Source organism: Pseudomonas sp. GW823-FHT02E01 (assembly GCF_058797535.1).
In genome coordinates this window covers 1-22,821 of record NZ_JBXAJS010000015.1, presented here as the reverse complement: position 1 = coordinate 22,821, position 22,821 = coordinate 1, and the positions used below count along the sequence as shown (strand labels likewise).

17 protein-coding genes are annotated in these 22,821 nt (G+C 61.2%); 6 read left to right on the top strand and 11 right to left on the bottom strand.

The features are described from left to right. From AC1RDQ_RS26680 to mdaB, 5 genes are all read right to left on the bottom strand, one after another. Positions 1 to 861 carry a MurR/RpiR family transcriptional regulator gene (locus AC1RDQ_RS26680; RefSeq protein WP_218494849.1) on the bottom strand — a complete coding sequence of 287 codons (861 nt, stop codon included), beginning with the start codon at positions 859 to 861 and terminating at the stop codon, positions 1 to 3. A gap of 14 nt (positions 862 to 875) precedes the next feature. Beyond that, entirely contained in the window at positions 876 to 2,225 is a 1,350-nt protein-coding gene (locus AC1RDQ_RS26675; protein ID WP_008047545.1) for a GntT/GntP/DsdX family permease, read from the bottom strand. 185 nt (positions 2,226 to 2,410) lie between these two features. Further along, complete coding sequence (locus tag AC1RDQ_RS26670) at positions 2,411 to 3,856, bottom strand: SulP family inorganic anion transporter (RefSeq protein WP_492588578.1); 1,446 nt, start codon at positions 3,854 to 3,856, stop codon at positions 2,411 to 2,413. A gap of 242 nt (positions 3,857 to 4,098) precedes the next feature. Next, positions 4,099 to 5,010 (bottom strand): LysR family transcriptional regulator, encoded by a 912-nt coding sequence (locus AC1RDQ_RS26665; protein WP_150812857.1) that lies wholly within the window; start codon positions 5,008 to 5,010, stop codon positions 4,099 to 4,101. A gap of 229 nt (positions 5,011 to 5,239) precedes the next feature. Next, complete coding sequence (gene mdaB, locus AC1RDQ_RS26660) at positions 5,240 to 5,830, bottom strand: NADPH:quinone oxidoreductase MdaB (protein WP_492588577.1); 591 nt, start codon at positions 5,828 to 5,830, stop codon at positions 5,240 to 5,242. Positions 5,831 to 5,992: 162 nt separating this feature from the next. On the opposite strand from mdaB, the gene AC1RDQ_RS26655 reads away from it, so the two are divergent. After that, positions 5,993 to 6,307 (top strand): putative quinol monooxygenase, encoded by a 315-nt coding sequence (locus AC1RDQ_RS26655; protein ID WP_057716513.1) that lies wholly within the window; start codon positions 5,993 to 5,995, stop codon positions 6,305 to 6,307. On the opposite strand, the gene AC1RDQ_RS26650 is transcribed toward AC1RDQ_RS26655, so the two are convergent. Beyond that, complete coding sequence (locus AC1RDQ_RS26650) at positions 6,297 to 7,061, bottom strand: sulfite exporter TauE/SafE family protein (protein WP_057716514.1); 765 nt, start codon at positions 7,059 to 7,061, stop codon at positions 6,297 to 6,299. The genes AC1RDQ_RS26655 and AC1RDQ_RS26650 overlap by 11 nt on opposite strands. Positions 7,062 to 7,278: 217 nt before the next feature. On the opposite strand from AC1RDQ_RS26650, the gene AC1RDQ_RS26645 reads away from it, so the two are divergent. The 4 genes from AC1RDQ_RS26645 (at position 7,279) to AC1RDQ_RS26630 (ending at position 9,656) form a co-directional block, all read left to right on the top strand. Next, positions 7,279 to 8,163 carry a LysR family transcriptional regulator gene (locus tag AC1RDQ_RS26645; protein WP_150812861.1) on the top strand — a complete coding sequence of 295 codons (885 nt, stop codon included), beginning with the start codon at positions 7,279 to 7,281 and terminating at the stop codon, positions 8,161 to 8,163. A gap of 42 nt (positions 8,164 to 8,205) precedes the next feature. Then, positions 8,206 to 8,784 carry an NAD(P)H-dependent oxidoreductase gene (locus AC1RDQ_RS26640; protein ID WP_102672788.1) on the top strand — a complete coding sequence of 193 codons (579 nt, stop codon included), beginning with the start codon at positions 8,206 to 8,208 and terminating at the stop codon, positions 8,782 to 8,784. A 49-nt stretch (positions 8,785 to 8,833) separates the two neighbouring features. Then, complete coding sequence (locus AC1RDQ_RS26635) at positions 8,834 to 9,205, top strand: MerR family transcriptional regulator (RefSeq protein WP_057716517.1); 372 nt, start codon at positions 8,834 to 8,836, stop codon at positions 9,203 to 9,205. A gap of 106 nt (positions 9,206 to 9,311) precedes the next feature. After that, positions 9,312 to 9,656 (top strand): cupin domain-containing protein, encoded by a 345-nt coding sequence (locus AC1RDQ_RS26630; RefSeq protein WP_007988984.1) that lies wholly within the window; start codon positions 9,312 to 9,314, stop codon positions 9,654 to 9,656. Positions 9,657 to 9,828: 172 nt separating this feature from the next. Here the strand turns inward: AC1RDQ_RS26630 and mmsB are convergent, their stop codons facing one another. Further along, a complete protein-coding gene (gene mmsB / locus AC1RDQ_RS26625; RefSeq protein ID WP_008047570.1) occupies positions 9,829 to 10,716 on the bottom strand; it encodes a 3-hydroxyisobutyrate dehydrogenase in 888 nt (295 codons plus the stop codon). A 10-nt stretch (positions 10,717 to 10,726) separates the two neighbouring features. After that, entirely contained in the window at positions 10,727 to 12,253 is a 1,527-nt protein-coding gene (locus tag AC1RDQ_RS26620) for a CoA-acylating methylmalonate-semialdehyde dehydrogenase (RefSeq protein ID WP_057716519.1), read from the bottom strand. A 150-nt stretch (positions 12,254 to 12,403) separates the two neighbouring features. Between AC1RDQ_RS26620 and AC1RDQ_RS26615 the strand changes: the two genes are divergently transcribed. Further along, the gene (locus tag AC1RDQ_RS26615; RefSeq protein WP_057716520.1) at positions 12,404 to 13,351 is read left to right on the top strand and encodes a LysR family transcriptional regulator; all 948 of its coding nucleotides are present in this window, start codon (positions 12,404 to 12,406) and stop codon (positions 13,349 to 13,351) included. On the opposite strand, the gene recD is transcribed toward AC1RDQ_RS26615, so the two are convergent. The 3 genes from recD to recC are packed head-to-tail and all read right to left on the bottom strand — an operon-like array spanning position 13,348 to position 22,576. Beyond that, positions 13,348 to 15,441 carry an exodeoxyribonuclease V subunit alpha gene (gene recD, locus AC1RDQ_RS26610; RefSeq protein ID WP_492588576.1) on the bottom strand — a complete coding sequence of 698 codons (2,094 nt, stop codon included), beginning with the start codon at positions 15,439 to 15,441 and terminating at the stop codon, positions 13,348 to 13,350. The two genes, AC1RDQ_RS26615 and recD, sit on opposite strands and share 4 nt — an antisense overlap. Continuing rightward, positions 15,438 to 19,127, bottom strand: a complete 3,690-nt coding sequence (gene recB, locus AC1RDQ_RS26605) for an exodeoxyribonuclease V subunit beta (RefSeq protein ID WP_492588575.1) — start codon at positions 19,125 to 19,127, stop codon at positions 15,438 to 15,440. Before recB ends, recD begins: the two co-directional genes overlap by 4 nt. Beyond that, on the bottom strand, positions 19,127 to 22,576 hold the full coding sequence (recC, locus tag AC1RDQ_RS26600) for an exodeoxyribonuclease V subunit gamma (protein ID WP_492588574.1): 3,450 nt from the start codon (positions 22,574 to 22,576) through the stop codon (positions 19,127 to 19,129). Before recC ends, recB begins: the two co-directional genes overlap by 1 nt. Positions 22,577 to 22,821 lie beyond the last annotated feature (245 nt).

Below are 22,821 nucleotides of genomic sequence, written 5' to 3'. Positions count from 1 at the left end.
TCAGTCTCCCAGCGGCAAGTGATCGTCGCCGCCGCGGTATTCGTCGAGGGCGAGTTTGATCCGCCGCAGACGTTCTTGATTGTCTTCAGGATTGGCCAGGGCCAGCTCGGTGGCGAGCACATCGATGGCCAGCAACATGCCGTAGCGCGCTGCCGTGGGTTTGTAGATGAACGAGGTTTCGGCGCTTTGCAGGGGCAGGACGATGTCGGCCAGTTGCGCCAGGGGCGAATCTGCCCGGGTGATGGCCAGAATGCCTGCGCCATAGTTGCGCGCCAGCTCCACCGTTTCAATCAGCTCCGGGGTGATCCCGGTCAGCGAGCAGACAATCACCACGTGTTCAGCGCTGAGGCTGGCGGCGGTGACGCGCATCATCACCGCATCGTGGCACACCGCAATCGGATAGCCGAGGCGTACCAGGCGCACTTGCAGTTCATCGCTGCACAGGGTCGAGCAGCCGCCCATGCCGAAAGCGTGGATCATGCGCGCCTTGCCCAGCAGTTTCACCGCATCGGCGAAACGCGACTCATCGAACGCGGCCAGGTGCTGGCGCAAGGTCGACTCGATGTCGCCCACGATCTGCCCGTAGAACGCCGACTGCTCGGGCGTGCCCGCCGGGTCGAGAAACCGGCTGCCGACGCCGCTGGCCTGGGCCAGTTGCAAGCGCAAGTCACGCAGGTCCTTGCAGCCGACCGTACGGGCGAACCGCGACAGCGTGGCGCTGCTGACCTCCGCCCGCAGCGCCAGCTCATCGAGGCTGGCGGAGGCGGCAAATCCTACGTCGTCAAGCATCAGGCGGGCGATACGCCCTTCACCGGCGCTGAAGGAGTCCTGACGGGCGCGGATCTGGTAGAGGATGTCCATGCAAGTGGCTCCGGCTAAATCAGGTAAGAAAGGCCAACGGTCAGGCCGAAGGCGACGACCGAGATCAACGTCTCGAGCACGGTCCAGGTCTTGAAGGTCTGGGTCACTGTCATGTTGAAGTATTCCTTGATCAACCAGAAACCACCGTCGTTGACGTGGGAAAAGATAACCGACCCGGCGCCAGTCGCCAGCACCAGCAACTCCGGATGGGGATAACCCAGACCAATGGCCACTGGCGCTACCACGCCTGAAGCGGTGGTCATGGCCACAGTGGCAGAACCGGTGGCGATGCGCATCAGCGCGGCAAACAGCCAGCCCATCAACAGCGGCGACAAATGAAATTCGTGGGCCAGGCCGACGATCTGGTCGGTGACGCCGGCGTCCACCAGAATCCGGTTCAAACCACCGCCGGCGCCTACCAGCAAGGTGATGCTCGCGGTCGGTGCCAGGCATTCGTTGGTGAACTTGAGGATCGATTCACGGTTGAAGCCCTGGGCCAGGCCGAGGGTCCAGAAACTCAACAAGGTGGCCAGCAACAGCGCGATCACCGAGTTGCCGATGAACAGCAGGAACTGATTGAAACCACTGCCCGGCGTAGAAATCAGATTGGCCCAGCCACCGATCAGCATCAGCACCACCGGCAACAGGATGGTCGCCATGGTGATGCCGAAACCCGGCAGGCTGTCGCGCGGTTCACGCTCCAGGAACTGGCGTTCCAGCGGGTTTTCCGCCGGTAACTGAATGCGCGGCACGATGAATTTGGCGTACAGGGGACCTGCGATGATCGCCGTCGGAATGCCGATCAGGATCGCGTACATCAACGTCTGCCCCACCGACGCCTGATACACCTGCACCGCCAGCATCGCCGCCGGGTGCGGCGGTACCAGCGCATGCACCACCGAAAGCCCGGCGACCATCGGCAAGCCGACCATCAGGATCGAGACGCCAACCCGCCGCGCCACGGTAAAGGCAATCGGTACCAGCAAGACGAAACCGACTTCGAAGAACAGCGGCAACCCCACCAGAAACGCGATGGTCACCATCGCCCAATGCGCGTTCTTCTCGCCAAAGCGGTCGATCAAGGTCCGCGCCACCTGCTCGGCGCCACCGGACTCGGCCATCATCTTCCCGAGCATGGTGCCCAGCGCCACTACCAGCGCGATGTGTCCCAGGGTCTTGCCGACCCCGGCCTCGTACGCCCCCACCACACCGGACGGCGGCATGCCCGCCACCAGCGCCAGGCCAATGGAAATCAGGGTGATGACAATGAACGGGTTGAGCCGGTAACGGGCGATCAGAACGATCAGTGCAATGATGGCGATGGCGGCATACACCAGCAGCCAATAGCCGAAGGACAGGGTCATGCGGTACTCCTCGAGAGGGTCACGTCGAAATATTTGTGAAACTCTTAAAACATTTCGGAAGGTGATTTTCAAACGAGGTGAAAGTAATTTTCGTGCAGAGGTAAGGCGTGTCGCGCAGAGGTATGAGTTGTCGCAAATAATGAAAATCAGGCAGGCGGATTTTCATCGCGCCCGCCTGTTTGATTTCAGTCGTGCTGCATCCGGGCACGCTTGAGCAATTTCTTGCAACGCTCGGACAAATGCAGCACCCGCAGGTGCTTGCCGGCCTTGGTGTAGCGCTCGCGCAAGGTGCCCAGTGCAGCGATGGCCGAGTAGTCGACAAAGCTCAGGTGCTGGCAATCAAGTGTCACTTGCGCCGGGTCATTGGCCGGATCGAACTGATTGAGGAAGGGTGTGGTCGAGGCGAAGAACAGCGTGCCATGCACCCGGTACAGCTTGCTGCCGTCGGTTTCCAGATGACTGTCGGCGTACAGCTGCCGGGCCTGCTGCCAGGCGAAATTGAGCGCCGCGATGATGATCCCGCAGAGCACCGCCATTGCCAGATCGGTGAAAACGGTAATCACCGTCACCGCGATGATCACCAGCACGTCGTTCAACGGCACCTTGTTCAGCACCCGCAACGAAGCCCAGGCGAAGGTCTGTTGCGACACCACGAACATCACCCCCACCAACGCGGCCAGCGGAATGCGCTCTATCAGCGGCGACAGAAACAGGATGAACAACAGGATCGACACCCCCGCCACCACCCCGGACAAACGCCCGCGACCGCCGGAACTGAGGTTGATCACGGTCTGGCCGATCATGGCGCACCCGCCCATGCCACCGAACGCACCGGACACCAGATTCGCCGCCCCCAGCGCCACGCACTCGCGATCCGGGTAACCACGGCTCTCGGTGAATTCGTCGGTGAGGTTCAGGGTCAACAGGGTTTCCAGCAACCCGACCAGCGCCATCACGATCGCGTAGGGCGCGATGATGCGCAGGGTGTCCAGGTTCCACGCAATGTCCGGCAGCGCCAGCGTCGGCAAGCCACCGGCAATGTGCGCCATGTCGCCCAGGGTGCGGGTCGGCAGGCCAAGCAGATACACCGCCAGGCCCACGCCGAGAATCGCCACCAGCGCCGGTGGCACCGTACAGGTCAGGCGCGGCATCACATAGACAACGGCCATGGTCACCGCGACCAGCCCGAGCATCATGTACAGCGGCGTACCGCTCAACCAGGCCTCACCGTTCTTGAAGTGCTCCAGTTGCGCCAGGGCAATGACGATCGCCAGGCCGTTGACGAAACCGAGCATCACCGGGTACGGCACCATACGCACCAGCTTGCCGAGCTTGAGCAGCCCGAACGCGATCATGATCAACCCGCCCAGCAACACCGTGGCCAGCAGATACTGCACACCGTGTTGCACCACCAGCGCGACGATCACCACGGCCATCGAGCCCGCCGCGCCGGACACCATGCCCGGTCGCCCACCGAACAGCGCGGTCAGGGTGCAGATGATGAACGCGCCATAGAGCCCCATCAACGGATTGAGATGGGCTACCAGCGCGAAAGCGATGCACTCGGGCAACAGGGCGAAGGAAGTGGTAAGTCCGGCCAGGACATCGGCACGTAGACGTTTTGCTTTCATTGGGAACCGCACACAGGGAGAGACGAAAAAGAGTGTGCGGATGTTACGGAAATGCAGTCAGACCGACCAGTTGTTGTGCCTGCGCAAACGCCATCGCGAGCAAGCTCGCTCCCACAGGTTTTGTGTCATTCACGAAATGGGCGAACAACACAGTACCTGTGGGAGCGCGGCTTGCCCGCGAAGAACGATGACGCGGTCTAAAGCGAGCTCAGCCCCTCTCGTCATTGCGCAGCAATCACGAATCAACCCTTGAAGTCTGCGCTCGCATAATCGGCCAACTTGCCCTGGATAAAGTCCAGGAAGCACTGAATGCGCAGGGCCAGTTGCGAGTTGCGGTAGTACACCGCGTTGATCGGCTGGCGATAACCGCTGTTGAACTCGGCCAGCAACACCTTCAAGCGTCCGGCACGAATGTCTTCGATGGTCATGAAATGCGACAGGCTGGCGATGCCCTGGCCGTCCAGTGCGAGATGGCGGATGGTTTCGCCGCTGGAAGCACTGATCGACGCCTGGATCGGCCAGCGATCGCCATGCACATAACGCAGCGGCCATTGGTTGAGGCCTTCGTTCTGGGTGAACCCCAGCAGCGTATGGTGGGCCAGGTCAGCCACGGCTTGCGGTGTGCCATGCTTTTCCAGGTACGCCGGGCTGGCGACGATGTGCAGCGGGCTGCAACCCAGGGAGCGGGCATGCAGCGTCGAGTCGGTCAGGGTGCCAATGCGAATGGCAATGTCGGTACTCTGCTCCAGCAGATCGATGATCAAATCGTTGCTGTTGAGTTCGAGCTGGATGTCGGGGTAAAGCCTGCGGAATTCATCGATGTAGGGCACGATGGCGTGCAGCATGAACGGTGATGCCGCGTTGATCCGCAGCCGCCCGGACGGTGTTTGCTGGCGTGAGGACAGGCGCTCCTCGAGCTCATCCATCTGATCGAGAATCCGCTTGGCATGTTCGAAGAAGTACTTGCCCTCTTCGGTCAGGTCCATGCGCCGCGTGGTGCGGTTGATCAACGTGGTGTCGAGCTTGGCCTCCAGCCGCGACAGCGTACGACTGACCGCCGAAGGCGTTTGCCCGACCTGCTCGGCCGCCGCAGAAATCGACCCGCATTCAATCACGCAGACGAAAATCTGCAACTCATCGGATCTGGCTTTCACGTGTGTCCCTTATCGATAGTCCTGCGCCGCCCTATTGTGCAGAGAAAATCCATTGTGGCGAGGGGGCTTGCCCCCGTTGGTGCGCGAAGCGGACCCAAAACCCACAAACGCGGTGGCTCAGGAAGTCGCGCGTCAACCGACTTTACGACGGCTTCGCCGCCGAACGGGGGCAAGCCCCCTCGCCACAAAAGCCCGCACACAAACTCAAGCTTTCGATACTAGCTGACAGTTACGCCTTGAGACCAAACACCTCTGCCAAATGCTGCTCATAGCGCGCCACGTCGCCGTCGATGTTCGGGCGCTTCATCACGTCCACACACAGGAACGTCGGCAAACCGGTCATGCCCAGGAACTCGTTGGCCTTGTGGAACGGGAAGTACACCGCGTCCACGCCTTTGGCTTCGAAGAAATCGGTCGGGTCGTCGAAGGCCTGCTGCGGGGCGTTCCAGGTCAGCGACAACATGTATTGCTTGCCGTGAATCAGGCCGCCGCTGCCGTACTTCTGCGACGCGTCCGAACGGGTGCGACCGTCGCTGGCATAGAGGCTGCCATGGCCTTCGGTGAAGACTTCATCAATGTACTTTTTCACGGTCCACGGCGCGCCCATCCACCAGCCGGGCATCTGGTAAATGATCACGTCGGCCCAGAGGAACTTGGCCACTTCTTCGGCGACGTCGTAGCCCTCGTCGATGAAAGTGGTTTTGACATCCATACCGCCGCGATCCAGCACGCTCAACGCGGCTTCATGCAGGGTGGCGTTGTAGCGGCCGTCGGAGTGTGCAAATTTTTTGCCGCCATTGAGCAACAGGACTTTTTTCATGGGAGGTCTCGGGAAGGTCGGGAATCGGATGGCGGCAGAGTACCGATCGACCTCACGCGGAGTAAGCGTCGATTTGGCAAAATTCATTTGACCTACAAGCACGAATCATCAGGCGATTGTTGCCTTAAACTGGCACCAGTTCTGACTTGAGGAGAGATGTAGATGAGTGAAATCCAGGGATTCATCCTGCACGCCAAGACCCGTCCGGAAAAATCCGACGCCTTTGAAGCGTTTTTCAGCGGCTACGTGCAAGCGAGCCGAGCCGAACCCGGTTGCATCGAATACCACATGCTGCGCGACAAACAGGACCCGACCCTGTTCATCTTCTACGAGATCTGGCAATCCCAGGCCCACCTCGATGTGCACTCGAACCTGCCGCACATGAAGCAGTTCCTCGAGCAGCGCGATGAATACCTGGAACGGGATTTCGAGATCCGCGCCATCGACATGATCAGTCCGTCGTCCGCTAGCCGCTGATCAGCAAATGGCCGCCTAGCCCCCCCAGGCCAACGAAGAACACGCGCTTGAACCACAGGGCGCTGATCCGCTGGCGCAGCGATTGTCCCAGCCACATGCCGAGCATGGCCGGGATCAGCGCCAACAGCGACGCGCTCAACTCGCCCCCGCCGAGCGCGCCGCGCCATAGCAAGCCACCGGCCAGGGCCAGGGTCGAGACGGTGAACGACAGGCCCAGCGCCTGCACCAGCTGGTCCTTGCTCAAACCCAGCGCTTGCAGATAGGGCACCGCCGGAATCACGAACACACCGGTGGCTGACGTGATGACGCCGGTCAGCACGCCGCACAGTGGACCGAGCCAGCGTTCGCTGCGCCGCCCCACGCGCACAGTCGGCAGGAACAAACCGCTGAGCGCATACAGCAACAATGCCGCGCCCAACCCCCGCACCACCCAATGGCCACCGCTCATGCCGACCCACAGCGTGCCTGCTCCGGTGCCGATGAAAATCGCCAGCAACATCGGCCACAATCGCTTGGCCAGCCCCGACAGATGCCCGCCGAATGCCAGTTGCCAAATGTTGGTCAGGGTCGCCGGAATGATCAGCAGCGCCGCAGCCTGCGTCGGCGCCATAGCCAGACCGAGCAGGCCCATGGCAACGGTCGGCAGGCCGAGGCCGATCACCCCCTTGATCATGCCGGCCAGCACAAAGGTGCCGATAACCAGCAGCGAAAGGGCCAAGCCGAGATGCTGATAAAACGCCGAGAGTGTATTCATGGGGCCATGGTGAGCCCGCTGGGGTTGATTGAAAATCTGCCATATACTGAGGCTGCCTCTCTTCAAACAAGAGGCTGAATAATCGGGTGCGGTATCTGACGCCATCGCGAGCAAGCTCGCTCCCACAGTGGTTATGTGTTGTTCACAAATCTCCTGTGGGAGCGAGCTTGCTCGCGATGGCGCCCTCCCAGACAACACACATCCAGAGGTTGCCGCAATGCACTTCGACCTGACCGACCTGCGCCTGTACCTGAACATCCTCGACACCGGCAACATCACCGCCGGTGCCGCGCGCAGTCATTTGTCCCTGGCAGCGGCCAGCGCGCGCATCCGTGCCATGGAGGCGTCGCTGGGCGTCGAATTTCTTCAGCGCAATCGTCGTGGGGTCAGCCCGACGCCGGCCGGCAATGCCCTGGCCCGACACGCCCGGGTTCTGCTGCAACAGGCCGAACGCCTGCAACAGGAACTGGCCGAATACGCCCAAGGCGTCAAAGGCCAGGTGCGGCTGCTGTGCAACACCACGGCGATCACCGAGTACCTGCCAGAGCTGCTCGCGGATTTCCTGCATAGCCATCCCAACCTCGACATCGATTTGCAGGAACTGCCCAGCACCCGCATCACCCACGCCTTGCGCCAGGGTGCGGCGGACCTGGGCATCGTTTCCGACGCGGTGGACACCGATGACCTGCAGACCCGAGCGTTTCGCGATGATCCGCTGGTGCTGATCATGCCCCGGGAACATCCCTTGTCTCATGCGACCTCAGTGAGCTTCACCGACACGTTGCATCACGACTACGTTGGCCTGAATGCCAACAGCGCGCTGGCGGTGTACCTGGAAGAGCAGGCACTGCACGCCGGCCTGCGCATGCAGATTCGCATCCGCGCCGACGGTTTCGATGGCGTGATGCGCATGGTCGCCCGAGGGGCGGGACTGGCAATCGTACCGTTGGCCGCGGTCGAACGCGGGTCCGCCGGACTACCCTTCAAAAGCCTCGCCCTGCAAGAACCCTGGGGCCAACGCAAACTGTTGCTCTGTGCCCGGGACTTCGCCGCATTACCCGGTTATGCCAAGGCCCTGCTGCACGCCTTGACTCTCCCCTGAGGGGCAGACTTTATCCTTGAGGTTTGATCTTCAAGGACATCGATGATGGGTAAACGAATACTGGTGATACTCGGGCATCCGTCCGGCAACAGCTTCTGCGCCGCCCTTGCGGAGCGCTACACACTGTCGGCAGTGCGCGCCGGGCATGAAGTGCGTCAATTGTTTCTGGGCAGCATGGATTTTGACCCGGTGCTGCGCGAAGGCTATCAACAGGTCCAGCCGCTGGAAGCCGACTTGCGTAACGCCCAGGCCGATATCCTGTGGGCCGAACAACTGACGCTGGTTTATCCGATCTGGTGGGGTGGCGTACCGGCCTTGCTCAAGGGCTTTTTCGACCGGGTGTTCTTGCCGGGTTTTGCCTTCAAGTATCGCCAGGGCAAAGCCTTCCCCGACAAACTTCTGCGCGGCCGAACCGCCCACCTGCTGGTGACCATGGACACACCGCCCTGGTACTACCGATGGATCTACCGCATGCCCGGTTTGCATCAGGTCCGTAAAACCACGCTGGAATTCTGTGGCATCAAGCCAACCCGAACCCTCACCTTCGGGCCAATTCTCGGCGCCAGCGCAGACCGGCATGCAGCCTGGTTGCGGCAAGCCGAAGCTATCGCCAGCGCTTGAGTCGGTCGATAATGCGCCGAGCTTTATCCTCGGAGAAAAGGACCTTCCCATGTACATCGGCCAAGCCGCGCAACGTTCCGGAACCACGGTCAAAAGCATCCGTCATTACGAGTCGATTGGCCTGCTGCCTGCTGCTCGCCGCCTGGGCAAGTACCGCATCTATGACCAGCACAGCGTCGACCTACTGATGTTCATCAAATGTGCCCAGCAGTTGGGTTTCAGGCTCAAGGAACTGCAGTCGGTCTTCGCCGGACATCAGGGTCCGCAGTTACCATGGGAACGGGCACACCAGATCATCGCCAGCAAAAAACAGGAAATCGCCGAGCGGATAGCGGCGCTGTCGCAACAGCACTCACAATTGGTCGAGTTCGAGAACAGCCTCGAACAATCCAGGCTCGACTGCCCGCTGACCCGTCCTTGAGGGTTGTGCGTTTCTGGACAGCTCAGTGTCGAGCACAGACAACTGAACGATGGGCAGGCGCTATAGGGTGCGACTTCAGTTCTTGAGCCCACTGCCCGGAGTCATCATGACCGCACCGATTACCGTTCTTCGCGATACCCACCCGCTGCCCGTGCTCGACGCCTGCAAATGGGAAAAACTCGAAGGCGACCCGCACACCGTCAACCTCAACGCCTACACGAGTGAAGACGGCAGCAAGATCATGGGCACCTGGATCTGCACGCCGGGCAAGTGGTACGTCGAATATGTGAAGTGGGAGTACTGCCATTTCCAGGAAGGCTACTGCGTCATCACCCCGGAAGGCATGGCACCGATCCACCTGCGCGCCGGCGACATTTTCGTCATCGAACCGGGAATGAAAGGCACCTGGGAAGTGGTGGAAACCGTGCGCAAATATTTCGTGTTTGCCTGATACAAAAAACCGGGGGATCACCCGACGTGATCTCCCGGTAAATATCTTTGGGTATATGCAGTCCCTGTGGGAGCGAGCTTGCTCGCGATTGCGGTGGGTCAATCACCATCAATGTCGACTGTAACGACCTCATCGCGAGCAAGCTCGCTCCCATAGTTTTTTCACCGCCCTTCTATTGCGGTTTGCGATAGCCATTGATGATCGCCGAGAAGTCCTGACCACCCTCCCCACGCAAACTCATCGCCTGATACAACTGCTGGGCCACCGCGCCGAGTACCACCGGCTGGTGCGCCTGACGCGCCGCTTCAGTGGCCAGCCCCAGATCCTTGAGCATCAGTTCGGCACCGAAACCACCGGTATAACCGCGCGACGCCGGCGCTGTTTCAACGATGCCCGGCCACGGGTTGTACATCTCCGAACTCCAGCAACGCCCGGTGGAACTGTTGATGATGCCCGCCAGCACCTTGGTGTCGATGCCCAGGGCATCGCCCAACGCCATGGCTTCGCTGACGCCGACCATGGAAATCCCCAGCAGCAGGTTGTTGCAGATTTTAGCGATTTGCCCAGTACCGACCTCACCACAATGGACGATGTTGCGGCCCATTTGCGCCAGTACCGGTTGCAGGGTGGCGAACAGTTCGGGGGTGGCGCCGACCATAAAGGTCAGTGTCCCGGCGGCTGCGCCACCGGTGCCGCCAGAGACCGGTGCATCGGCCATGGCCACGCCCTGTTTGGCAGCGGCGGTGGCCACGTCCCGCGCGGTCTGCGGATCGATGGTGCTGCAATCCACGGCCGGCACACCTTTGCCGATACCGGCGAGCACGCCGTCTTCACCCAGCCACACACTGCGCACATGCACCGCGGCGGGCAGCATGGTGATGACCAGTTCGGCGCCCTCTGCGGCTTCACGGGCCGATGCACTGATACTGCCACCCAGCTGCTCCAGTTCCGCCAGCACGGCTTTGTTCAGGTCCACCAGGCGCAGTGCATGGCCGGCCTTGATCAGGTTGCGCGCCATCGGCGCGCCCATGTTGCCCAGACCGATAAAAGCGATTTTCATGTCCGGCTCCTTAACGCAGGTTGATGGTGGTGTTCACACCGTCGTTGACGCTGTCGTCATCGAACCAGCGACTGGTGACGGTCTTGGTCTGAGTGTAGAACTGCACCACTTGCTTGCCGTACGGGCCGAGGTCGCCGAGCTTGGAACCGCGCGAACCGGTGAAGCTGAAGAACGGGACCGGCACCGGAATCGGGATGTTGATACCGACCTGGCCGACGTCGATTTCGTTCTGGAATTTACGCGCCGCCGCGCCGCTCTGGGTGAACAGGCCCGTGCCGTTACCGAACGGGTTGGCGTTGACCAGGGCGATGGCCTCGTCGAGCGTATTAACCTCCAGCACCACCAGCACCGGGCCGAAGATTTCCTGGGTGTAGATCTGCATGTCGGTGGTCACGCCGGAGAACAGTGTCGGGCCGACAAAGTTGCCTTTCTCGTAACCTGGAACCGAGATCTCACGACCGTCCAGCTCCAGTTTCGCGCCTTCCTTGATGCCGCTCTCGATCAGGTCGAGAATCCGCGCCTTGGCCTTTTTCGAAATGACAGGGCCAACATCAGTGCCCGGCTCGCTGCCGGCATTGACCTTGAGTTTTTGTGCCAGCGCCTTGAGATCCGGCAGCCATTGCTTGGCCGCGCCCACCAGTACCACCACCGAGGTGGCCATGCAGCGTTGACCGGCGGCACCGAAACCGGCACCCACCAGCGCATTCAGCGCTTGTTCGCGATTGGCATCCGGCAGCACCACGGCGTGGTTCTTGGCGCCCATCATCGATTGCACGCGCTTGCCGTGTTTACCGGCCAGGTCGTAGACATGCGTACCGACGGCGGTTGAACCGACGAAGGAAACCGCCTTGATATCTTTATGGGTGCAGAGCCCGTCGACCACATCCTTGCCGCCATGCACGACGTTGAGCACACCGGCCGGAATGCCCGCCTCGATCGCCAGCTCCACCAGGAGCATGGTCGACATCGGGTCCTGTTCGGACGGCTTGAGCACGAAGGTGTTGCCGCAGGCGATGGCCATCGGGAACATCCACAGCGGAATCATCGCCGGGAAGTTGAACGGGGTAATGCCGGCGCACACGCCGATCGGCTGGCGCAGGGTGTAGGTGTCGACGCCACCGGCGACGTTTTCAGCGAACTCGCCCATTTGCAGGCTGCCGATGGAACAGGCGTGCTCGACCACTTCCAGGCCACGGAAAATATCGCCTTCGGCGTCGGCAATGGTCTTGCCCTGCTCGGCGCTGAGGACGGCGGCGATGCGCTTGGAATGTTCGCGAATCAGCGCCTGGAGCTTGAGCATGATGCGCATCCGCGCGCCGATGGGTGTCAGTTTCCAGGTCTGGAATGCACGATGAGCGGCGCTGATGGCCGCGTCGACTTCTTCAGCGGTGGCAAACGGCACCTTGGCCAGCACCTGCTGGGTCGCCGGGTTGATGATGTCGTGCCATTCGGTGGTCTTGGATTCGACCCACTGGCCGTCGATCAACAGTTTGACCTTCTGCACGGTGGTGTCATTGGGCGTGAGCGATACGTTCATGTGGGTCTCCAGATCTTTGTTGTTATCTTGGGAGCCAAGGCGAAATAGTCGCCTTGAGAAGAGGCATGCGCCGCGAATTGGTTAACGGGCTGTTTTTGGAGTATAGATGTGCAAACTTCTGATAAGAACGCACATAAAAACCGGTCCAACATGCAAAAAAACATCACCTCCCTCGGCTCGTTGAACTGGGACGACCTAAAGTTTTTCCTGGAAGTCTCCCGCACCCGCAAGGCCAGCACCGCGGCCAAGCGCCTGGCGGTGGACTACACCACGGTGTCGCGGCGCATCAGTTCCCTGGAAACCGCACTGGGCACTTTGCTGTTCGAAAAATCCCGGACCAGCGGCTTTGTCCTGACCGCCGAAGGCCAGCGGTTGATGGGGTATGCCGAGTCGATCGAAAGTACCTTGCACATGGCGTGCGAGCAGGTTTCCGGGTCCGGCGTGGCGCTGTCCGGTCATGTGCGCATGGGCTGCACCGAAGGCTTCGGCAGCTTTTTCATCACGCCGCAGCTGAGCCACTTCGTCGACACCTACCCGGCGATCTCGGTGGATATCCTGCCGCTGCCGCATTTCATCAGCCTGTCCAAGCGCGAGGCCGACATCGTCATCGCCCTGGAGCGCCCGGAACATGGACCGTACGTCTGCTGCAAACTGTGCGACTACCGTTTGCAGCTGTACGCGACCCAGGACTATCTGGACAACCACCCACCGATCCGCCGACCGGCAGACTTGGCCAAACATTCGTTTATCAGTTACGTCGACGACCTGGCGTTCAGCTCGGAGCTGTTGTACCTGGCCAACGTATTGCCCGGCGCCAGCGCCAACCTGCGCAGCACCAGCGTGATCGCGCAATTTGTGGCCGCGCAGCAGGGACGCTCACTGGCGATCCTGCCGTGCTTCCTCGCCACTCAGGACCCTCGCCTGCTGCCGGTGTTGCCGCAGGAAATCAATATCACCCGACAGTTCTGGATGTACTGCCGGGAGGATTTGAGGAAGCTCAAGCGGATCACCCTGTTGTGGGATTACATCCGCGAGGTGACCGAGCGCAATCAGGGACTGCTGATGGGTGAAAGCCGGGAGATGCTGTTCGCCGACTAGTCGGCGCCGAGCCCCAGCATCAACCCGCTCAAGCGCTTGACCTTGCGCCTCACCGCATCTTCGAACACCCCTGTGCGGGGCTCGATCAAGGTGAACCAGTTCTTGGCCCGGGTGATCCCGGTGTAGATCAGTTCCTTGGTCAACACGGGGTTCAAGGCGTCAGGCAAAATCAACGCGGTGTGGGCAAATTCCGAGCCCTGGGATTTATGCACGGTCATGGCGTACACGGTTTCGACATCATTGAGCCGGCTCGGCAGGACAAAGCGCACGCCACCCTGGCCGTCATTGCGCGGAAAGGCGACACGCAGAACCTGCTTGCCGGCCTCGGGGCCCTCACGCTCCGGAAGCTTGAGGGCGATGCCGATATCGCCGTTCATCAAACCCAGGCCGTAGTCATTGCGGGTCATCAGAACCGGACGGCCTTCGTACCACTGCTGGTCACTGTCGATCAGGCGTGCCCTTAGCAAGGCGTCCGTGACTCGCTGGTTCAAGCCCTCCACACCCCACGGCCCCTTGCGCACGGCACATAACAACTGGAACGCGTCGAAGGCTTGCAACACCTCCCGGGCCCAGTCGGTCCAGCGTGAATCTTCCAACGGACAATCGAGCGCCGGGCGCTGATTGCGCAGCAGGCTCAGGTAGTGCCGATAACCCTGCGGCCCTTCACCGTGGCCTTCGAGCAGCAAGCGCTCCAGGGCCCGGTCCTGCTCCCCCTTGAGGGACAAGGCATACACATCGTCATGGCTTCGCGCAGACAACAACTTGCGTGCTTCTTCGGGTTGCTGCTGGTTGACCCAACGAGCCAGTTGGCCAATACCGCTACCTTCACCGAATCGCCGGGAATGGCGCAACATCACGACCTGTTGGGCCAGTGGATGAGCGCCCTGCGTGTCCTCCTGCAATCCACTGGCCTGCAAACTCTCGCCGCTGACGGCTTCCAGCCACTGGCGCGTCTGCGGGCTGTACCAGCCAGCCTCGGCGTCGCGACACAGATCCCCCAGTACCGCACCGGCTTCTACCGAAGCCAGTTGATCCTTGTCCCCCAACAGCACCAGGCGCGCATGGGCGGGCAAGGCGTCGAGCAGGTTGGCCATCATTTCCAGGTCGATCATCGAGGCCTCGTCCACCACCAACACATCCAGCGGCAGGCGATTGCCCGCGTGGTGCCGGAAATGACGAGTCCCGGGCCGGCTGCCGAGCAGGCGGTGAACGGTGGTGACGTCGGACGGAATCTTTTCCCGGACGTCCTCCGTAACCTTCAAGGTCCGGACTTGCTGGCTGATGGATTCTGTCAGACGCGCCGCGGCCTTGCCGGTCGGTGCGGCGAGACGAATGCGCAGGGGCATGCCGGCCTCGACCGCCGGCGCCTGGAGCAACGCCAGCAAGCGCACGACGGTGGTGGTCTTGCCGGTTCCCGGCCCCCCCGTCACGATGCTGAAGGCGCTGCGCGTCGCCAGGGCGCAGGCCAGCTTCTGCCAGTCGATCACGTCACCAGGCCGGGCAGGACCAAACAACCCGGTGAGACGCTGGAGCAAGTCGATCGGCGTGGATTCGTGTTCCGTCAAACGCTCGCGCAACGAAAGGTCGATCCGCCGCTCGTAGGCCCAATAGCGGCGCAGGTACAAGCGTTTGCCCGATAACACCAAAGGCCGGTCACGCACGTTGTCACGACTGTCAGCAGCCAGTGCGACCAGGTTGCTGGCGGCCAGCACCTTGCACCAATGAGCACCGTCCAGCGATCCCAGCAATTGCGAGGGCAACAACATCGCGCCGCCTTGCACGTCACCTTCGGGTGGCAGCGACAGGGCGAAGTCCGGTTCTTTCAGCGTCTCGAACAGGTCGAGACAGACATGCCCGTGACCCAACTGGTGGCTGGTCAGCGCGGCTGCCAGCAACACCAACGGGTCATCCTCCGGCGCCAGTTCATGTAGAAACGCCACAAAGGCTTTGTCCAGCGCGCGCAACCAGCCACGCTCGACCCAACGCGTGAGCAACAACAGCAAGTCGTCGGCACGACTCAGCGGCGCCAGATCGACCAGGCTTTCGGCTGCCAGCGATGTGGGCAACAAATCGGCGAATGTGCGACTCATAACAGTACTCCCTGTTCCCAAGCGGGTTCGGCCTTGGGCTCTGGCTTGCCCTGGAACAACCTGTCCAGACGCTCGATCAGCTCTCTTGGCGGGCGGGCGAAAAACACACCCTGGCTGGCCGCGCGCGTACCGCGCAAAAACAGGTACAACGCACCGCCGACATGCCGGTCGTAGTCGTAATCGGCGAGCCGCGCCTTGAGCTGGCGGTGCAGGGCCAACAGGTACAACACGTATTGCAGGTCATAACGGTTGTCGAGAATCGATTGTTCCATGGCCTGCGCGGTGTAGGCCGCATCATCGACGCCGAGCCAGTTGGATTTGTAGTCGGCAACGTAATAACGGCCGTCATGTTCGAACGTCAGGTCGATGAAGCCCTTGAACATACCGTTGAGCAACACCGGTTCCGCGGCCACCCGGGCCACGCCGTTATGGGTGTATTGGCACACCAGCGCATCGAGCTTGAGCACATCGACCTTATGGCTGGCGAACCAGAACTCCATCTCGACCTGATACTGCGTCAACTGGCCGAATACCACCGGTGCCTGACCAGCGCCCAGTTGCAACGGCGACTTGAGCAGATGCTGCAGCCAGTCACTCAAGGTGCTGATCCAACCCTCCCAGCCTCGACGGTTGCAGCGACGGGCAATGGCGTCGATCACCTCGTGTGGTGCCGCATCAAAACCCTCGCCCCCCGCCCATTCGAGCAAGCCATGGAGGAAGGTGCCGGGATTCGGGCCGCGCGGGAAGCGATGGATATCACCACCACCGGCAACCACCTCCCTGGGGGCCTGCGGATCGAGGCGTTCGTCATCGAACAGTTTTTGCGCCTGCGGGCTCTCCGGCGCCTCGTCTGTGCCGACACTCAGGGTGTCGCCAATGCGCAGCGCGCTGTAGGAAGCGATCCACCAGTTTTCACTGGCCTTGCGTTTCGGAACCCGCGGAACCAGCAGCGCCGCATCGTTTTGCGGTGGCTGATAATGCTCTGCAGTTGCTTCAGGCATCTCGGCATACGCCAGCGCCGGGCAGTCCTGTTGCAGATCCTGCAGCCAACGCTGCAACGCCGGGGACTCGGCCAATGGCGCACCGCCGCCCAACAGATAACCCAATGCCGACAGATGCAGCACCGAGCCATTGTTGTTGCCGCGCTTGAGGTCGGCCACCCCCAGCCAGCAGGCGTGTTGCGCCCGGGTCAGGGCGACATAGAGCAAGCGCAGATCCTCGGCCAGACGCTCATCGTCAGCCAGGGCAATCAATTCTGCCGTCGGCTTCAAGGTGACTTGGGCGTTGCCGGATTCATCGTGGTAGTGCAGCGGCAGGCGACTGCCATCCACTGGTTTCGCCGAGCAAATGAACGGCAGGAACACCAAGGGGTATTCAAGGCCTTTGGACTTGTGAATGGTCACGACCTTGACCAATTGCTCATCACTTTCCAGACGCAGGATCTGCTCTTCGCCAGCCTGCCCGGACAACGCCAGATGCTCGGACAAATGCCGGATCAAGGCTTGCTCGCCATCGAGTTCAGCGGCGGCTTGTTGCAGCAGTTCGAAAAGGTGCAGAAGGTTGGTCAAAACGCGTTCGCCGTCACTGCGGGCGATCAAAGCCTGGGGCAAACGGAAGTCGTGCAGCAAGCGTCGCAGCATCGGCAGTACGCCCTGCTTGCGCCAGACTTCGCGATAGCCACGGAACTGCATGACCCGGGACTCCCAGGCCAACTCGTCCTGATTCAGACGCTCGAGTTCCGTCAACGACAGGTTCAACGTGATGCTGGCCAACGCAGCCCGCAGCGGTCGCTCGACATCCGGCTCGGCGCAGGCCTTGAGCCAGGTCAGCACGTCATGCGCCTCCTGGGCGGCGAACACCGAGTCCTTGTCCGACAGGTAAACACTGCGCACACCACGGGCGGCCAATTGCGCACGAACCGCCTGCGCCTCCTTGCCATCGCGCACCAGGATGGCGATGTCCGCCGGTAGCAGGCCCCTGAAGGCTTTGCCGTCCTGGGTGAATCCCGCTTGCCCCTGCTGCCCGCCATTGAGCAATGCCGTGATTTCACTGGCGCAGGCAGCCGCCAGATGTTGCCGGTACACCGCACCGGACAACGGTTGTTCGGCCGACAAGTGCCAGATGTTCAAGGCAGGGATTGCCTGGTCATTGATGCGCAAGACTTCTTTGCGGCCCTGGGAGGCAACCGGCGTGAACGGAACCGGGTTGTCGCCATTCTTCTCCCGAAAGAGGAACGCGCCGCGTCCTGACTCACGGGCTTCGGCGCGCGCGAACACATGGTTCACCGCGTTGACCATGCCATGGCTTGAGCGGAAGTTGGTGCCCAGGGTGTGCAGGCGGCCAGTGGTGGCCTGCCGGGCGCGCAAGTAGGTATGGATGTCGGCGCCGCGAAAAGCGTAGATCGCCTGTTTCGGGTCACCGATCAGGAACAGACCGCACTCGGGGCTGTTCTCTTCAATGCGGTAGATGCTCTCGAAGATCCGGTATTGCACCGGGTCGGTGTCCTGGAACTCATCGATCAGTGCCACCGGAAACTGCTCGCGAATCAGGGTTGCCAGTCGCTCGCCGCCATCGGACTGCAAGGCCGCATCGAGGCGCAGCAACATGTCGTCGAAGCCCATTTCCGCACGGCGGCGCTTCTCTTCCTCGAATCGTGCCCCGACCCAGCGAGCCGCATGTTGCAGTACGGCGGCATCAGGTGTCGGCAACCCATCGAGACAGGTCTTGAGGCCGGCCATCGCATCGAGCCCCGGATGTCGAGGCGCTTCGCCCTTCCAGGCTTCCGCCATGCCATCAGGGGTCAGGCGCGTGAAACCGGTGCCGATATCCAGTTGCTCGAGGGATTCATCTTCGGCCCAGGCTTTGATCTTTTCAAACCAGGGCTCGAAATAGCGTGCCTGCATCTTGCGACCGTCGACAGCCTTGCTGGCAACGCCTTGCTGACAGATCGCAAGCAACTCGTCCGCCCACTGCAGCCAGGGCTTCTTGAGTTCGATCAGGGCCGCCCTTCGCTCTTGCAAGCATTGCGAAATCACTTCGGCGGGTTCTTTCCCTTCAAGGGTATCCCGCTCGCTGGCGAACAGTGCACGAATCCGCGGCAGCAGCGCCGCCGGTCCGCTCCAATTGCTGCGCACCCAATTCAAGGCGTCACCTTGCATCGGGTAGCAGAACAGCCGCCAGTAATCGCGCAGGACTTCCCCCAGCAAGTCGCTGTGGTCGGTTTCCAGGGTCTGGGTAAACAGGCTGCCGCTGTCGAATGCGTGCTCGCGCAACATGCGCTGGCACCAACTGTGGATGGTCGACACCGCCGCCTCGTCCATCCACTGGGCGGCGATATCCAGGCGGTTTGCGCATCCGGGCCATTGCTCGGGCAAGTACTGATCACGCAACTCGGCAATCAGGCTGTCGGGGGCTGGTGTTTCATCGCGAAAAAAGCGTGCAGCCTCGGCGAGCCGCGTGCGAATGCGTTCGCGCAGCTCTTTGGTAGCGGCGTCGGTGAACGTCACGACGAGGATCTGCGGCGGCAACAGCTCACGCCCGAAACCACTGTCCTCCCCGCCGTTGCCAAGCACCAGACGCAGGTACAACGCGGAAATGGTGAACGTCTTGCCGGTCCCGGCGCTGGCTTCGATCAACTGGCTGCCACGGAGCGGGAATGCCAGGGCCAAAGGTGTCTTCGTGCTCATCAACGCGACTCCTCGCTGGACAGGGAACACCAGGGCGCTTCAAGAAGCGGACGATAGAGCGCGTCACACCACTGGGGGAACGTCTCGTCGGCGACCAAGGCATCGTAATCGGCGAACTGGCGAGCGAGCGCCGGGCTTTCGCGGCGCTCTCCGTCCGTCGTCTGCCCATCACCTTCATAGGCCTTGCGCGCAGCGGCTTCGGCTTTGACCGGGTCGGTTTGCCCCAGCCACGCGAATGCGGTCTTGACAGCGATCGGCAGAGGCTGGCGCATCCCCGACTGCCAGGCCATCAACAGGTCACCGAGAATTTTCCGCGCCGTGGACTCGTCCAGCGGACCGAGCAACAGGCTGTCGTCACTGGCCACCAATGCGGTGGTCAACGCCATGCCACTGGCACAAGCCATCAGATGATTGACCCAAGGGCGTGTCAGTCGATGCCATTTGCGCGACTTGATCGAGCCGATGCTGTTGGGGATCGTTGTAACAGACAACAAACCACCATCAGCACGCTGATGCAGGCCGCCGAGCCAGCCCTCGATGTGCAGTCCTTGCAGCTCAAGACTGACAGGCAACGCGCTGCTCAGCGGTGTTGGCCACAACGCCAGGAGCTGTTGGTGGCGTTGCAGCAAGTCAGGCAATGGCTCGATCAACTCACGTTGCAGGCACTCACCGAATCCGGCCATCGGCAGCAGCCCGCTGTTCTGCAAACGTTTCGCCTGATCCTCCAGTGCCTGCCCGGTATTTCCAGGATCTGCCAGCGCCGCTTCGAGCAAACGGTCGCTGAGGCTGTAACGCTGCAACGCATCCAGGACAAAGGGCTCTTCATCGGCCAACGGCACTTCTGCTGCCTCGAAGAAGACCTTCAGTCGCTGGCTGAAAAAGTGCCGTACCGGATTGCGCAGGAAATCCTGCAGTTGACCGAGACTCAGTGGTTCGTCCTGAACGTGGGGCCCGAGCACTTCGGCGCTTGGCTGCTGCTCTGCCGCTTGATGAAGGACCTGCCATTCGGTGGCGTAGCTGAACGAGTCATCGCCTTCGTGAAAGTAGCGAGCACTGAAGGGTTGCAACGGGTGTTCCCGGGTCATGGCTTCCAGCAGATCCTCGTCGCTTTGCAGCATTCGCCAACCGCTGGCCAAGTGGTCACGCAACTGGCCGATCAGCACCGAGGCAGGCCGCTCGCTGTTATCGCGGATGCTGCGACCCACCCAACTGATGTAGAGCTGGTCCCGTGCCGACAACAAGGCTTCCAGTAGCAGGTAGCGGTCATCTTCGCGCCGGGAGCGGTCACCCGGACGGTAATCACTGCCCATCAGATCGAAATCCAGCGGCGGTTGCGCGCGCGGATAATCGCCGTCATTCATGCCCAGCAGGCACACCAGTTTGAACGGGATAGCGCGCATGGGCATCAAGGTGCAGAAGTTGACCGCACCGGCCAGAAAACGTTGGGACAAACGGCCCTGATCCAGACCTGCAAGCCAGGCTTCACGGACGACGGTCAGCGGCAATTCATCCTGCAACCCGACGGATTCGCAGGTTTCGAGCCAGGTCTCACGCAGCTCTTCGAGCTGGGCCAGCAAGTAGTCATCGTGTTCGTTACCGGCAAGGAAGAACAACTGCACCAACGCCTGCAAGCGCAAGCCCCATTGCCCTGGCGATGCCGGTTGAGAGAGCTCGTGGTGAGCCACTTCCAGCGCGTCCAGCAACGCAACCAGCGGACCAATGAGCGCAGCGTCCAGACCACCGATCTCGTCGTAGGGCTCGATACCCTCATAAGCATCGGCGCTGCCAACGGCATAACCGAGCAACATCCGTCGCAAGCCGAAGCGCCAGCTGTTTTGCTCCAGTTCGTTGGGCAGCCCGAGCCCGGCACGTTGCTCGGCATTCATGCCCCAGCGAATACCGGCACCTTCGATCCAACGGTGCAGCGTCGGCAGGTCACGCTCCTCGACACCAAAGCGAGCACGCAGTGCCGGGACGTCCAGCAGATCGAGAATCTCACTGACGGGGAATCTGCTGTCAGGCAGCTTGAGCAGGTGCTCGACAGCAATCAGCAATGGATCGCGACCACGCTGGCCCTGGTCAGCCAGGGTAAACGGAATGAAGCGAGGATCCTGGCGGTCAAGCTGACCAAACACGGCACGAATATGCGGTGCGTAGCTGTCGATGTCCGGGACCATCACGATGATGTCTCGGGGCCGCAATGTCGGGTCGGCGCTGAAGCGCGCGAGCAGTTGATCGTGGAGGATCTCGACTTCTCGCTGGGCGCTATGGGCGATGTGAAAACGGATCGATTCGTCCTGCTGCAGATCGATAGCCGGCCAACGCTCCCGAGTCTCGTTGAGGGGGCGCAACTCGAGGATGTCATCCTGCAACTGGTTGAGCACATTCAGCGGCTGACCGTCACTGAACAGGTCGATGCGCCCGTCGCGGAATGCCGAACGATAGCTGTTGGGATCGTCATAACTGTCGAGCAGGTTGATATAGTCCCGCCCCTGCTTGCCCCATGCGGCCAGCAACGGGTGAGCATGCTGATGCAGGGTTTGCGGATCGATCACTACCGGCATGCCGCTTTTGCGGGCCTGACGCTTGTATTGATGCCGCAACAGGTCTTTATCGGCGACGATGTCCGCCCAATGGTGACGACACGGGTTATGCACGCACAGCAAAACCTGACTGAATCGTGCCAGTCCCGCCAGTGCTTCCAGGGCTTGTGCAGGCAGCGAAGAAATCCCGAAAACGATCACTCGCGAGGGTAACCCCTTGGGGGCTGCTTCGAGATGGTTGATACGCTCGACAAATCGCTGATGGACACCGGCACGGCTTTGCGCCATGCCTTCTTCTCCCACATCCAGCAAGAGTGCGCGCCATAGCTCTGCCTGCCAGCAATTGGCCGGGGTCAGGGGTTTGGCTTCACCCCTGGCGTTTCTTGTTTGATGGCGACCTTCCGCCCAGTCTTCGAGCCAGTCGGCTCGGTACACCTGGTATTGGTCGAACAGATCCGCCAGACGCTCAGCCAATTGATAGCGCTTGCGCAGATCGGTGTCATGGGTCAGGAAACGCTGCAGCGGCTCGAAGTGCGGCTGATTGATCAACTGCGGCAGCAGGCGCATCAGACGCCAGGTCAGTGGGGCTTTATCGAGCAGGGACTTGACCGGAATTTCGTCACGGCCAAGGACCATGCGATAGAGCTGCCACATGAAGCTGCCGGGCAACTGCACGTCGATGGCGGCAGCGATGCCGCAGCCTCCCATGTCGTCTTCTTCAGAGTCTTCCGCCAGTGCCAGCTTCAGCCATTGGGCAATGCCATTGCTTTGCACCAACGCGATTTCGTTCTCCAGGGGAGCCAGCGGGTAGCGTCGCATCCAGCTGACCACCAGGCTGCGCAACTCGTCCAGGCGGTTGCCGTGAACCACCATAAAACCAGCACTGAGGGACGTCGCGTCCGGCATAAAGGCTTCCTTGGATAATACAAATTCGAGGGACGACTTTAGCATTGAAGGCGATTGGCTTCATTGTAGGAGCGAGCTCGCTCGCGAAGAACGCCAATGATGACGCGGGAAACCTGACACCCCGCAGCTCTCTCGGGTTTTTCGCGAGCGGGCTCGCTCCTACAGGGACGCCAAAAACAAAACCCCTACCTGCATACGCAGATAGGGGTTTCGGAATTTAATCTTGACGATGACCTACTCTCACA

Coding starts and splice junctions, on each gene's coding strand:
- AC1RDQ_RS26680 (WP_218494849.1), bottom strand. CDS start 861: ATGGACATCCTCTACCAGATCCGCGCCCGTCAGGACTCCTTCAGCGCC.
- AC1RDQ_RS26630 (WP_007988984.1), top strand. CDS start 9,312: ATGACCGCACCGATTACCGTTCTTCGCGATACCCACCCGCTGCCCGTG.
- AC1RDQ_RS26620 (WP_057716519.1), bottom strand. CDS start 12,253: ATGAACGTATCGCTCACGCCCAATGACACCACCGTGCAGAAGGTCAAA.
- AC1RDQ_RS26650 (WP_057716514.1), bottom strand. CDS start 7,061: ATGAATACACTCTCGGCGTTTTATCAGCATCTCGGCTTGGCCCTTTCG.
- mdaB (WP_492588577.1), bottom strand. CDS start 5,830: ATGAAAAAAGTCCTGTTGCTCAATGGCGGCAAAAAATTTGCACACTCC.
- AC1RDQ_RS26615 (WP_057716520.1), top strand. CDS start 12,404: ATGCAAAAAAACATCACCTCCCTCGGCTCGTTGAACTGGGACGACCTA.
- AC1RDQ_RS26670 (WP_492588578.1), bottom strand. CDS start 3,856: ATGAAAGCAAAACGTCTACGTGCCGATGTCCTGGCCGGACTTACCACT.
- AC1RDQ_RS26655 (WP_057716513.1), top strand. CDS start 5,993: ATGAGTGAAATCCAGGGATTCATCCTGCACGCCAAGACCCGTCCGGAA.
- AC1RDQ_RS26675 (WP_008047545.1), bottom strand. CDS start 2,225: ATGACCCTGTCCTTCGGCTATTGGCTGCTGGTGTATGCCGCCATCGCC.
- AC1RDQ_RS26635 (WP_057716517.1), top strand. CDS start 8,834: ATGTACATCGGCCAAGCCGCGCAACGTTCCGGAACCACGGTCAAAAGC.
- AC1RDQ_RS26645 (WP_150812861.1), top strand. CDS start 7,279: ATGCACTTCGACCTGACCGACCTGCGCCTGTACCTGAACATCCTCGAC.
- recD (WP_492588576.1), bottom strand. CDS start 15,441: ATGAGTCGCACATTCGCCGATTTGTTGCCCACATCGCTGGCAGCCGAA.
- recB (WP_492588575.1), bottom strand. CDS start 19,127: ATGAGCACGAAGACACCTTTGGCCCTGGCATTCCCGCTCCGTGGCAGC.
- recC (WP_492588574.1), bottom strand. CDS start 22,576: ATGCCGGACGCGACGTCCCTCAGTGCTGGTTTTATGGTGGTTCACGGC.
- mmsB (WP_008047570.1), bottom strand. CDS start 10,716: ATGAAAATCGCTTTTATCGGTCTGGGCAACATGGGCGCGCCGATGGCG.
- AC1RDQ_RS26640 (WP_102672788.1), top strand. CDS start 8,206: ATGATGGGTAAACGAATACTGGTGATACTCGGGCATCCGTCCGGCAAC.